11 protein-coding genes are annotated in these 12,777 nt (G+C 65.3%); 2 read left to right on the top strand and 9 right to left on the bottom strand.

The features are described 5' to 3' along the window. Positions 1–43: 43 nt before the first annotated feature. Entirely contained in the window at positions 44–1,126 is a 1,083-nt protein-coding gene (locus tag ACTRWB_RS03385; RefSeq protein ID WP_446900933.1) for a helix-turn-helix transcriptional regulator, read from the bottom strand. Positions 1,127–1,692: 566 nt separating this feature from the next. Between ACTRWB_RS03385 and ACTRWB_RS03380 the strand changes: the two genes are divergently transcribed. Next, positions 1,693–1,962 (top strand): DUF4148 domain-containing protein, encoded by a 270-nt coding sequence (locus ACTRWB_RS03380; protein WP_446900932.1) that lies wholly within the window; start codon positions 1,693–1,695, stop codon positions 1,960–1,962. A 160-nt stretch (positions 1,963–2,122) separates the two neighbouring features. Here ACTRWB_RS03380 and ACTRWB_RS03375 read toward each other — a convergent pair whose 3' ends face one another. Continuing rightward, positions 2,123–3,655 (bottom strand): amino acid permease, encoded by a 1,533-nt coding sequence (locus tag ACTRWB_RS03375; RefSeq protein ID WP_446900931.1) that lies wholly within the window; start codon positions 3,653–3,655, stop codon positions 2,123–2,125. A 364-nt stretch (positions 3,656–4,019) separates the two neighbouring features. After that, positions 4,020–5,030 carry a GlxA family transcriptional regulator gene (locus tag ACTRWB_RS03370; RefSeq protein ID WP_446900930.1) on the bottom strand — a complete coding sequence of 337 codons (1,011 nt, stop codon included), beginning with the start codon at positions 5,028–5,030 and terminating at the stop codon, positions 4,020–4,022. A gap of 88 nt (positions 5,031–5,118) precedes the next feature. Between ACTRWB_RS03370 and ACTRWB_RS03365 the strand changes: the two genes are divergently transcribed. Continuing rightward, positions 5,119–6,234 carry a DJ-1/PfpI family protein gene (locus tag ACTRWB_RS03365; RefSeq protein WP_446900929.1) on the top strand — a complete coding sequence of 372 codons (1,116 nt, stop codon included), beginning with the start codon at positions 5,119–5,121 and terminating at the stop codon, positions 6,232–6,234. An 82-nt stretch (positions 6,235–6,316) separates the two neighbouring features. Here ACTRWB_RS03365 and ACTRWB_RS03360 read toward each other — a convergent pair whose 3' ends face one another. The 6 genes from ACTRWB_RS03360 to metC all read right to left on the bottom strand — a co-directional run bounded on the left by ACTRWB_RS03360 (position 6,317) and on the right by metC (position 12,721). Beyond that, the gene (locus tag ACTRWB_RS03360; protein ID WP_446900928.1) at positions 6,317–7,795 is read right to left on the bottom strand and encodes an aminotransferase class V-fold PLP-dependent enzyme; all 1,479 of its coding nucleotides are present in this window, start codon (positions 7,793–7,795) and stop codon (positions 6,317–6,319) included. A 209-nt stretch (positions 7,796–8,004) separates the two neighbouring features. After that, on the bottom strand, positions 8,005–9,168 hold the full coding sequence (locus ACTRWB_RS03355) for an NAD(P)/FAD-dependent oxidoreductase (RefSeq protein WP_446900927.1): 1,164 nt from the start codon (positions 9,166–9,168) through the stop codon (positions 8,005–8,007). An 87-nt stretch (positions 9,169–9,255) separates the two neighbouring features. Beyond that, positions 9,256–10,014 carry an amino acid ABC transporter ATP-binding protein gene (locus ACTRWB_RS03350; protein ID WP_129516461.1) on the bottom strand — a complete coding sequence of 253 codons (759 nt, stop codon included), beginning with the start codon at positions 10,012–10,014 and terminating at the stop codon, positions 9,256–9,258. 8 nt (positions 10,015–10,022) lie between these two features. Further along, complete coding sequence (locus tag ACTRWB_RS03345; protein WP_343490857.1) at positions 10,023–10,673, bottom strand: amino acid ABC transporter permease; 651 nt, start codon at positions 10,671–10,673, stop codon at positions 10,023–10,025. A gap of 2 nt (positions 10,674–10,675) precedes the next feature. Further along, on the bottom strand, positions 10,676–11,515 hold the full coding sequence (locus tag ACTRWB_RS03340; protein WP_446900926.1) for an ABC transporter substrate-binding protein: 840 nt from the start codon (positions 11,513–11,515) through the stop codon (positions 10,676–10,678). Positions 11,516–11,557: 42 nt separating this feature from the next. After that, positions 11,558–12,721 (bottom strand): cystathionine beta-lyase, encoded by a 1,164-nt coding sequence (metC, locus tag ACTRWB_RS03335; protein WP_446900925.1) that lies wholly within the window; start codon positions 12,719–12,721, stop codon positions 11,558–11,560. Positions 12,722–12,777: the final 56 nt, after the last annotated feature.

The following is a 12,777-nucleotide window of genomic DNA, read 5'->3' as shown; positions in this document are numbered from 1 at the left end:
CGAGGCTCGCGGCTGTGCTTTCGACGCGACACGACATGCGACGCTAGTCGTGCTGGCCAACGCGAAAGACGTTGCGCAATTCGTCGTGGTTGTGCACGTTGAGCTTGCGGTAGATCTTTCGCACGTGATCGACGACGGTGCTGTCGCGCAGTGCGAGGCCGCGCGCGATGGCGGTTTGCGAGTGGCCGAGGACGAGTAGCGAACAGAGCTGCCGTTGTCGTTCCGTCAGACCGAACTCGAAGCCGAGTCGCTCGATTTCCAGTTCGTGCGGGAGGAAATGCTCGATGTAGATCACGATCGCCTGTTCGCAGGGCAGCGCGCTCGCGTGCGCAAAGCGATACGCCTTGAATCGGAAGCGGCCGGCCGCATTGCGGCGTTCCATCGTGGCGGGTGCCACCGGGAGACCGCACCAGATGCGATTGACATGCGTCAGCAGCGGCGCAAGCCAGTTCGGAAAGCGGTCGCGACGATAGAACGCAAGCGGTTCGCCCGAGGCGAGCGCCAGCATCCTGACGCTGTCCTCGCTTTGCAGCAACACCTTTCCGGTGTTGTCGATGACCATGATCGACGACTGGCTGCCTTCCGCTTCGTGTGATGGCGGATGTATCGGGCACGAAAGCGCATGCGCGATATGTCGCGCGAACGGCGCGATGTCGCGATGATTCTTTTCCGAGAACGGACGAGCGCCGGGCGCGCGGCACAACTTCAGGCTTCCCCAGCCACGGGTACCATCGGTCGCCGTCAGCTCGAGACAATGCCGCATGCCGACCGGCCGCCACAGCTCCGCATACATCGCACTCTTCAGCAGCGCGGCGTCGTAACGGGCGCTGTTTTCGAATCCGCGGCCGCGGCGCATCGCGTCCGAGAACGTGACGCCGAGCACTTCCTGTTTTTCGGTGTTGTGGACGTCGGCAAAGTAGGTGGGCAGGACTTGATAGACGGTGTCGTTTTCGCTGTAGACGTCCGACACCGCATAGTGTTCGTCGGTATAGAAGAACATGCCCCAGTCGGCGCCCACGATGCGCCGCGTTGCTTCAACCACATGAGGAATGACGAGGCGCGGTTCGATGCCGAACGAACATAGTCGCCGGATGTGGCCCGCTAGCGCGACATACTTGTCGGACATGGTGCGCCCCTTGCACTACGACGGGCCGGCACGCGACTGCGTCGAACGAGGGCCGCGTGCACCTTGCGCATACGGTGTCCAGTTTAGGTCGGCGAGTCGACGAATTCCACAATTGCCCCCTCGTCAGGGGGCGTTAAACCGGCCGGCCGATTTCTATCATTAATCCATTCCTGCTGGCTGCCCCGCCCGGTGCGCGACGGCTCGAAGCGCGCGATCCGCCCGATCGCGGATGCGCGTCACAGGAACGTTCGATTCGCGTTGCGGCACGACGCGCGGGCAAGCGCATGCGCCAGGCTGCTGCGAGGTGTTGTTGCGCATTCGCATGCGAATGCGCTGGTCCGGGGGACGTTACAGGAGGACGCGAAGGTCGCTCGATGGAACCTCGAACGTGCGAAGCCGCCGATGGCTGAAGCGACGCAGCGGAATGCTCGCGATTCGCGACGCGCGGCGATGCCGTCGGGGCCGACGTTGTTGCATCGGCGAGGTGTGTCGAATCGCGCGGACGGCCGGACCTCGGCGCCGTTCCCGCGTACGAGTCGCAATGTCTTTTCATATGAGGTGCCACGATGAAGACGGTTTACAAGGCGGCGCTGGCCGCCGTGTGCATGCTGGGTGCGACCGGGCTTGCCCGGGCGGATGGCGGAGGCGACGAGAGCCCCGGCACACCCTCGGATGCCGCGCTCAGCGCCACTGCGGTGGGCTCCATGCCCAGTGCCGGGTCGCAGGCGGGCGGCCCCGCGGTGATCACGCGCGCTCAGGTGAAGCAGGAGCTGATTCGCGCGCAGAAGTCGGGCGAGTTCGAGCGGATGAATCAGTTCTACGGCGGCGGGAATTAGGGCGGCGTGACGAACCGGCGCGGCCGCCCGGACCATCGGCGGCCGCGTGATCGGTGCCCGGGTTGCATGCGGGGACGGTTGTAACGGGCAATGCGACCCTCGCGAAGATCACGGGCATGACACCTCCAAGTCGGCGGTTTCAGCCCGTTTCAAAGGTGCTTCAGACGGACGGATCGACGTTCGCCTCGAGTTCGCGGATGCGCTCGAGATTCCGCGTGTCCTTCAGCACCGGCGGCCCCGCGAAGGTGTTGCGCACGCCGAAGCCGTACCAGATCACCATCAGCACCGCGACGAAACCGACGAGCACATAGAGCACCTTTTCATTCGGCGGCTGGATGCCGACATACGCCAGCACGCACGCGCCGACCAGCGCGAGCAACGCACACGGCTTCGACCAGATGCCCAACTGGAACGGACCTTTTTCGGTCCACGTGCGGCCTTCGGCCAGCATCCCCGAGCCGATCGGCATCGCATACGAGATGAACAGGAACACGGCGCTGCCGGCACTCAGCACCGAGAACGCGTCGCCGTACAGCGTGACGACGATCGCGAGCACCGCGCAGGTCCAGATCGCGGGCCCGGGCGTCCGGTGCGTGTGACTCACGCTGCGCAGCAGCTTCGATGCCGGCAGCCCGCCGTCGCGCGCGAACGCATACACCATCCGCGACGTCGACATGATCGCGGCGAGCCCGCATACGTAGTTGATGAAGAACATCGCGAGTTCGAGGCACACGCGCAAGGTCTTCGGAATCGGCGCGAGTATCGCTTCGAAAAAGCCGGTGCCCTGTTTCATCGCGGCGGTCAGGTCGGGCATCACCAGCACGAACGCGCACACCATCACGTAACCGAAGATCGCGGACCAGAACACCGACCCGATGATGCCGCGCGGCACGTTTCTGGCCGCATCGTGCGTCTCCTCCGACGTATGCGCGGACGCGTCGAAACCCGTGATGGTGTAGGTCACCAGCAGCAGGCCGGACAGGAACGCGAGCGGCGTGGCCTGCTTCGGCCACGCACCGCCGTCGACGCTGGTGAAATTGGTGAAGGTGACCAGCCGATGCAGGTCGAACGTGACCGGCGAGTAGTAGAGCAGCGAAACGACCAGCGCGATCGTCACGACGAAGATCAGATAGCCCGACAGGTCGGTGATCCTGCTTGCGATCCTGATGCCGCGTGCGTTCAGGATCGCCTGCGAGATCGTGATGAATGCGATGAACGCGGTTTGATGCCACCAGGTCAGGCTGTCCGGGCTGACGCCGAACATCGGCGCGATCAGCGTCTTGAAGAACGGATCGTAGGTGCCGAAGTTGATCGCGGCGATCACGAAGATGAGGCCGATCAGGTTGAGCCACGCCGTCATCCACCCCCATTTCTTCCCGCCGAGGATCGCGCCCCAGTGATAGAGGCCGCCCGCGGTCGGAAACGCGGACGCGATCTGCGACATCGATACGGCGACGATCAGTGCGAACAGCGAACCCAGCGGCCAGCCCAGGCCGACCGATGCGCCGCCGGTCGCGGAAAACGCGAGCTGAAACGCGGTAATGCCGCCCGACAGGATGCAGATCACCGAAAACGACACGGCGAAGTTCGAGAAACCGTTCATCCGTCTCGACAGTTCCTGCGCATAACCCATCTTGTGCAGGAGGCTTACGTCACTGTCGGTGCCTGAGTCAGGCGGGAGTTTTGTATCCATGTTCGCTCCGTCACGAATGTCCTGCGTGGCAGGACTGTCATCGCCACCCGGGCCTTGTGTGTCGGCCCGCTCCTGGACTTCGTCGGCGGCACGCGATGGCGCGGTTGAACGGCAATCGCGTTCCGGTCCGATGCGTGAACGGTATGAAACCAAATCTCCGGGCAATATCGGATTTCGGCAATGTAGTGAAAATCCGGATGCGTGCACCGTTTGGGGGCGTGTCTGTCCGTTTTTTTTCGTCCTGAGTGCCGGATGAAGCACGGATGCCCCGCATTTGCCGGAATTCGCCAGCCGCAGAAAATGCGGCCTCCCGGCGTCGCGTCATCGTGGCTCGATCGCCCCGGACGCCGAATCCGGTGACGGCCTATTCCGCCTGTCGCTTGTCGCGTCGCTGCCCGAAGCGCGCACGATAGTCGCGCGGCGATGTGCCGACCCGTTTCGCGAACGCGCGCTGCAACGCGTCCACGCTGCCGAATCCCGAACGTTCCGCGATCCGTTCGAGTGGCCAGTCGGCTCGCTCCAGCAACACCTTCGCGCGCTCGACCCGCGCTGCCAGCACGTACTGCGCGGGCGAGTGTCCGGTCTCGTTGAAGAAATTGCGTGCAAACGTCCGTTCGCTCATGTGCATGCGGGCGGCCAGCGCGGCGACGCCAAGATCGCCGGTCGGATCGTCGGCGATTTCGGTGAGCAGCGCGCGCATGCGCGGCGTCGCGCTTGACTGGATGTCGAGTCCGACGCTGAACTGCGCTTGTCCGGCGGGGCGGTGCATGAACAGCACGAGTTCGCGTGCGACCGCGAGCGCGGTCGGCGCACCGCAATCCGCCTCGACGAGTGCGAGACACAGGTCGATGCCGGCTGTCACGCCGGCCGAGGTATGGAACGGCGGGTCGCTCACGTAGATCGCATCCGGCTCGACCCGTGCTTCAGGACACAGTGCCTGTAGCGCCGCACACTGGTTCCAGTGCGTGGTCGCACGTTTGCCGTCCAGCCATCCACCGGCGGCGAGCACGAACGCGCCCGTGCAGATGCTCGCGATTCGCCGCGTGCTTGCGATCCGCGTGCGCAGCCACGGCAGCACGCCGGCATCCGACGCTGCGTGTCGCAGCGCCGCTTCGTTGCCGCCGGCGACGATGATCGTGTCGATACGCCCAGGCAGTGCCGCCAGTGCGGTCGGAGCGGCGAGACGCAGGCCCGCGTGCGTGACGATGTCGTCCCCGTCCTGCGATGCGAGCGTGAGCCGGTACGGCACGGCATGGCCGGGAAGGTAACGGTTCGCGACCGCGAACACTTCCATCGGGCCCGTGATGTCGAGTGACTGGACGCCGTCGAAGCCGACGACCACGATGTCGCGTGCCGAACCGGTTGACTGGGACATGGCAGAAAGTGCGGTGGAGTTGTCCTTGTGACCGCGAGCATGATCCTTGTAATTTCCCGGACATGCAATCGATTGACTCGGGTGGGCGATGCGGGAACGGAAGACAAGCGGGGCGATGCGCCCGGCAGCGGTGCTGCTCGTGTGCGGGATGCTGGGCGCGTGGGCGTTGGGGCGGCCGGCGCAGGCGATGGCGGAGGACACACTGCCGGTCGTACGGACGCTGACGATGAGCGCACCGAAGGAGGGTCGCAGGCGGCCGCTCGTTGCGATCGTCGCGGACAACGCGGGAACGGAGACGACCGACCTTATCGTCCCTTACGCGATTCTGAAAGCGTCCGGTGCGGCCGATGTCGTTGCCGTATCGGCCGACGAAGGCGCTGTCGAACTGATGCCCGCGCTGCGCATGCTGGCCGATACCACGTTCGACCGGTTCGATGCCACCGTCCCGTCGGGTGCGGATGTCGTGATCGTGCCCGCGCTGCATCGTGCCGACCGGCCGGCCGTGCTCGAGTGGCTGCGCAAGCAGGCCACTGCCGGCGCGACGATGGTGGCGATCTGCGACGGCGCAGAGGTGCTCGCGAACGCCGGCCTGCTGCGGCGTCGCATCGCCACGTCTCACTGGTATTCACGCGACCGTCTGCGTCGCCGTTTTACCGATACGACGTGGGTCGACGATCGTCGTTACGTGATGGACGGCAACGTGATGACGACGACCGGCGTGTCGGCGTCGATTCCCGCTTCGCTTGCATTGGTGAGTGCGCTGGGCGGGCCGGGAGCGGCCCACGAGACTGCGCGGAAACTCGGCGCGCAAGCATGGAGCGATGTGCACGACGGTAGCCGGTTCGTGTTGACCGCGCGCGCGGTGGCGACCGCGCTGATGAATCGCGTTGCGTTCTGGCGGCGTGAGACGTTCGATCTTCCCGTTGGGAACGGGTTTGACGAACTTTCGGTTGCGTTGGCCGCCGACGCGTGGGCGCGGACATGGCGCAGCGATGTTGTCGCGACGGCGGACGCGCACGTGATCGAGTCGAAGTACGGGCTGCGGTTGCTGACGCAGCCGGCCAATATCCGGCACGAGCGCGTGACGATTCCGGATGATCGGCGTGGCGAAGCGGTGCTTCCCGGTGTCCTCGCAGATATCGCGGCACGCTACGGTGACGCGACGTCAGGCTGGGTCGCGCTGCAACTGGAGTATCCGAGGTAGTCAGCCCGCCGCGGACGAGCCCCGTCATCAACGTCACGGCTTCCGTCGGATACATCCACCTGCCGCGCAGGGTAATTCCGCCTCAGGCCGGATGCCGAGCCGCCACGCGATTCCAGAGCGCCGCTGACCGGCTGCCGCTTCGGCAATACGCGAGCACGGGTTTCGGCAGCGCGTCGAGCAATGCTTCAAACGCGTCGACTTCCGCGTCGCCGATGCGGTCGCGCTCGACCGGCAGGTAGCGCGCTTCGAGGCCCAGTTCGCGTGCTGCCGCGGCGATCTCGTCGAACGCCGGCTGGTCGTCGCCTTCGCCGTCCGGCCGGTTGCAGATCACCGAGCGGAAGCCTGCATTCCGGATCGCTTTCAGTTCGGCCGGCGTGATCTGCCGCGACGCCGAGAACCCGCTCGCGGCCGTCGCACGGCATTGCTCGATCGCCTTGCGGAAACAGGCGATCGCGAAGTCGACGTCCTGCTCCGTCGTGAAGCGGCCGAAGCTCACGCGCACGGTGCGGCCGGCAGTCGCCTCATCGAGGCCGATCGCGGTCAGCACGTGGGACGGTGCGCCGCTGGTCGAGTTGCACGCGGACGTCGACGACACGGCGAGCGCGTCGCCGAGCATGTACGGGAAGAAGCCCGGTGCATTCACCGTCAGGCTCAGCGTGTGCGGGATACGGCGCGCGGCGGCAGCGTTCTGCGTGACATCGCCGAGCGCGAGCAGCGCATCCGTCAGGCGCGCGCCGAGCGCTGCAATGCGCGCGGCTTCACCGTCGAGTTTGTCGGCGGCCAGTTCGCACGCGACACCCATGCCGACGATCTGATGGGTGGCGAGCGTACCCGAGCGCAGTCCGCGTTCGTGTCCGCCGCCATGAATCTGCGGGGCGATCCGGTCGGCGATGTCGCGGCGGACGAACAGCGCGCCGATGCCCTTCGGACCATAAACCTTGTGTGCGGACATCGACATCAGGTCGATGCCGAGCGCACGTACGTCGATCGGCGTCTTGCCGAGCGCTTGCGCGGCGTCGACGTGGAGCAGCGCGCCCGCGGCGTGCACGATGCGGGCGATCGTGGCGATGTCGGTCAGCGTGCCGAGTTCGTTGTTCACGAGCATCAGCGACACGAGGCCGGTATCGGGGCCGATCGCCGCAGCCACCGCGTCGGCGGTGATTTCGCCGTTGCGCGTGGGCGTCAGGAAGGTGACCGACGTGCCGTGCTTCGACAGGTTCGCCATCGTGTCGAGAATGGCCTTGTGCTCGATGCGGCTCGTGATCAGGTGGCGCTTGCCGGTCGCGGCTTCCGCGTAGCCCTTCAGCGCGAGGTTGTTCGATTCGGTCGCGCCGGAGGTCCAGACGATCTCGTCGGCATCCGCGCCGATGAGCGCGGCGACTTGCGCGCGGGCGCGCTCGACCTGTTCCCGCGCCAGCCGGCCGGCGGCGTGCGAACTCGACGCGGGATTGCCGAAGATGCCGTCGAAGCCGAGGCAGCTCGTCATCGCTTCGATCACGCGGGGATCCGCAGGCGTCGTGGCCGCGTAGTCGAGGTAGTGCAGCGTGGTGGTATCGCTCATGTCCTTCTCTTGCTCTTTCTCTTTCGGAATGGGAGAAATGATACGGGGGACAGGAGGGAAAATGGATCCAAAGTTGGTTGTGAATTCAGCTCGATATGGAATATCGTTTTCTCTTGGTGTGGAATGGGGGAATTTATTTTTCGGTGGGCCGGGCGGTGCGTGGTGGCAGCGGATTCGGCCCGCGGACGCCCGCCCGGCCCGGCGGGTTGTCACACGTAGAAGCGCTGCGGGCGGAAGTCCTGAAGCTGGGTCGTTTCGATGCCGTCGAGCACTTCGATCGCGAAAAGCTGGCCGATTGCCGGCGCGGACGTCATGCCGCTATGCATCGCCGCAACGTGAACGTTCCGGTACTGGCGGCCGCGGCCCATGATCGGATACTCGTCGCGGGGCAGCACGCGGTAGCCGAGCGTCATGGTGTCGAGTTCGATCCCCTTGGTATCCGGCAGCACGCCGGCCACGCGTTCGAGGAGTTTCGCGCCGAGTTCCGGCGTCGGCTCCAGCGTGCCGGTGTCGCCGAAATTCGATCCGGTCACGATGCGCCCGTCGGGATTCTGCTTGATGTCGAGGCCGGCCGGCATCAGCACCTGATGCACGAGCGGGGGCAGCGGCTTGCTGTGGGCCAGAATGCCCTTCGACGTACGGAGCGGCACCGGAATGCCCGCCTGCGCGCCAAGCCGCGTGGAGTCGTTCCCGGCGGCGATCACGATGTGATCCGCGAGGAACGGCCCCTTGTCGGTCGTCACGCCGATCGCGCGGTCGCCCTTGAAGTCGAGGGTCGATACGTTGGCCTTCGTCAGGGTGACGCCGGCCCGGATGCCGGCCTGGACTAGTGCCAGCGTGGCGGCCACGGGATCGAGCGTCCCGTCGATGGTCGAATGCCAGCCTGCACCGAAATCGCCGGCGTGCACGCCCGGTACCAGCCGTTCGAGTTCGTCGCGCGAGATGTTGCGGATCGGATAGCCCCACGGCTGATGCAGCGCGGTCGTGTCGTGGAGCTTGTCGATCTGTTTCTGGTCCGGGCCGCACCACGAGATGCCGCCACCCCATTGAATCTGCAACGACGGCCCGATCTCGAGCTGAAGGCGGCGCCACCCGAGGATGCCTTCGTAGTTCAACGCGTAGTACGAATAGGGGGCCTTGTTGTTCGCGTTGATCCACGCAAACGAGTTGTGCGTCGTGCCGGATGCCGGCGCATCTTTCTCGATGAGCGTGACATCGGCGCCGCGTCTGGCGAGGTGATAGGCGATCGACGCGCCCATCACGCCGCTGCCGATCACGATCACGCGGTCTTTCGATCTTGCCGCCCGCGCAATGTCGGGAAAAGCGCCGGCGAGCGGCGCGGCAAGCACGGGGAAGAACTGCCGGCGGTTCATATGCGTCTCCTTGGTTCGATATATTTCGTAAAACTAATGAAATGACTGACGGTAGATCCCGTTGACACCTTTCCGGTCAGGCGGGCTTCAGGTCTCGATGAGATTGAGGAACTGCCGGACGCGCGGATGGGTGCTGGCCGTAAAGAACGCATCGGGTGTCGTATCTTCGACGACCACGCCGTTCTCCATGAACACCACGCGGTCGGCAACATCCTGCGCGAACCGGACCTCGTGCGTGACGACCAGCATGGTCATCCCGTTGCCCGCCAGCTCGCGCATGACCGCGAGCACGTCTTCCCGCAATGCCGGATCCAGCGCGGAAGTCGGCTCGTCGAACAGGATGACTTCCGGATCCATCGCGAGGCCGCGGGCGATGGCGACGCGCTGCTTCTGTCCGCCGGACAGCCGCGCAGGATATTCGCCGGCCTTGTGCGCGAGGCCCACGCGATCGAGCAGGTGCAGGCCGCGCTCGACCGCTTCGCTTTTCCTCACGCCCTTGACGCTCACGAGACCTTCGATGACGTTTTCCAGTGCGGTGCGATGCGGGAACAGGTTGAATGACTGGAAAACCATGGCCGTGCGCTGGCGAATGGCCTTGACGCGCTTCTGCTCGTCGCGCGACAGCGCGGCTCCGCCCGTGCGCTCGATCTCGATGCCGCACACCGACACCTTTCCCGCATCGGGCAATTCCAGAAAATTCAGCGAGCGCAACAACGTGGTCTTGCCGGAACCGGACGGGCCCATCAGCACGACCACTTCCCCGCGCGCCACGCAGAAATCGACGCCCCGCAGCACGGCGTTTGCCCCAAAGGACTTGGTCAATCCTTGAACGACGATGGTATTCATGTGTGTATTCATTGAAAGCGCCGCGATACCCGGCCTTCGAAAATCGTCTGGACGATCGTCAGGATCTGGTTGATGACCCAGTAGATCAGGCCGACCATCAGGAACATCTCCATGTACCGGAAGGTCGACGCCCCGACCTGGTCGGCCACGCGGGTGAGTTCGACGACGGTGATCGTGGACGCCAGCGACGTGTCCTTGATCAGCGCGATCATGCGGCTGCCCACCGGTGGGATCGCGATGCGCAGCCCTTGCGGAAGGATCACGCGCCACATCATCTTCCAGTAGTTCATGCCGAGCGAATGCGCGGCCTCCCACTGGCCGCGATCGACCGCGTTGATCCCGGCGCGAAAGTTTTCGCTGAGGTACGCCGCGGAAAACAGCGTCAGCGCCAGCAGCGCGGCCGGCACCGGATCGAGCGTGATGCCGTAGCGCGGCAGGCCGAAGTAGATCAGCAGGATCTGCACCAGCAGCGGTGTGCCGCGAAACACGGAGACATACGCGAACGCGATGCCGCGCAACAACCGGATCGACGAGACCCGCGCGAGCGCGACGGCGAGCCCCAATGCCGAACCGAGCACGAAGGACGCGAGGCCGAGGAACACGGTCATCGTCACTGCGCTTTCGAGCAGCGGCAGCGAACGCATGAAGAGATCGAACATGCTTACTCCTTCTGCGCTTTCGCCTTGGCGATGGTGCCCACCATGTCGTAGTCCGCGCCGACCCAGCGTTTCGCGAGCCGCTCGAGCGTACCGTCGGCCGTCATGTCGTCGATCGCCTTGTCGACCGCGGCGAGGAGGGCCGGTTGGCCCTTCGCGAGCGCCGGCGCGGACAGCTGATAGATCAGCGGATCGCCGACTTCCTTGACCGGCAGGTGATTCACGTTCGCGTATTTCATGCCGCCGAAGTGGGAGATGATGACGGCGTCGAGGCGGCCGCTCCCGAGGTCGTTGAACACGAGCCCGCCGTTGTCGTATGCGCGGATGTCGGCGTCCTTCAGGTGCGCACGCGCCCACGCTTCATTCGACGAACCCGTGGTCACGCCGACGCGCTTGCCCTTCAGGTCCGCCTGGCCGTGGATGTTCGTGTTGTCGGTGCGCACGAAGATGCGGAAATCCTCGACGCCGTAGGGCTTCGCGAAATCGACCTGCTTGCTGCGCTCGACCGTCGGCGTCAGGTCGTTCATCGCCAGGTCGTATTTCGCGGACTTGAGCCCTTCGACGAAGTTCTTGTACGCGCCGGCGACGAATACGACCTGCTTCACGCCGATGCGATTGCCGACCTCGCGTGCGACTTCGACGTCATAGCCGGCCGGCTGGTTGTGATCGTCCAGCAGGGTCCACGGCGGGCTGCTCTGTGTATTTGCCACACGCAACGTGCCGCTGGCGCGTGCCGCCGCGAGAAGATCCGTTGCGCCGGCATGGACGCTGGACAACGCCAGCGTTCCCGTCATGCCGAGCGCGACCAGGAATCTGGCCGTAACGAGCGTGGTTTGCATTTTCATCGTGCTTCCTTGGGTGTCTGTTGATCGGGCACAACCGTGGCGTTACGCTGCGCGGGCCTTGACGTCGGCGAACGCCGCGAGTCCGGCGCACAGATCGTCGATCAGCAGGTCCGGCGCTTCGAGCCCGATCGACAGGCGGATGATCGGCTGGTCGGTCAGCGGGAACGGACGCTGCGCCTGCAGCGGCGCCGGGTAGTAGGCCGCGAGGCTATGGACGCCGCCCCAGCTCGCGCCGATCGCGAAGTGGCGCAGCGCATCGAAGAACGCGGTGAATGCCGCCTCCGGCGCGGGTTCGAGCATCAGCGAAAACAGGCAGCCGTTGCCGGAGAAATCGCGCTTCCAGATCGCGTGGCCCGCGTCGGACGGGAGCGCCGGAAACAGTACCTTGCGAACGGCCGGCTGCGATTCGAGGTGCCGCGCGATGTGCAGCGCGGACGCGCTCTGCGCATCGAAGCGCACCTTGAGGGTTTCGAGGCCGCGCAACACCAGGAAACAGTCGTCGGGGCTGGCCTGCTGGCCCAGGATGCTCTGCGTCTCGCGCAATGTTTCGTAGTGGCCGAAGTCGTTCATGCTGATCGCGCCGAGCAGAAGATCGGAGTGGCCGCCGAACAGCTTGGTGGCCGCTTCGACGCTCAGGTCCACGCCGTGTTCGAGCGGACGAAACGCGAGCGGGCTGGCCCACGTGTTGTCCATCATCGTCATCACGCCGTGGCGGCGCGCCACTTCGACGATGGCGGGAATGTCCGGCATTTCCATCGTCACCGTGCCCGGCGATTCCATGCAGATCATGCGCGTATTCGGCTTCACGTAGCGCTCGATGTCGACGCCGATCGCCGGTTCGTACAGGTCGACTTCGACGTCGAACATCGCGAGCCATTTCTGCGCGAAGGTCTTCAGCGCGCCGTAGCAGGCAGCGGACACGAGCAGGTGATCGCCGCCCCGGACGAAGCCCATCACGGCCGTCATCAGCGCGGCTTGCCCGGACGGCGCCAGTACGCAGTGTGCGCCGCCCTCGAGCGCGGCGATGCGGCGCTCCAGTTCGCGCGCCGTCGGCGTGCCGGTGATGCCGTAGCTGTAACCGTCGGGCTGGCGTTCCTTGCGGCGGGCGAAATCGTCGAGCGAATCGAACACGACGGTCGATGCGCGCATGACCGCCGGCGACAGGCTGCGGAACGGTTGGGGAGGGAACGGCGTGGTCGTCGTCATGATGCTGGTCTGGGCTCCGTGGCTGACAAGTTGATGACGTGCAGTTTTACTTTCGC

The organism is Burkholderia sp. YIM B11467 (assembly GCF_052952715.1).
The sequence above is the reverse complement of the archived record's forward strand: the minus strand, read 5'-3'. Positions and strand labels throughout refer to the sequence as shown.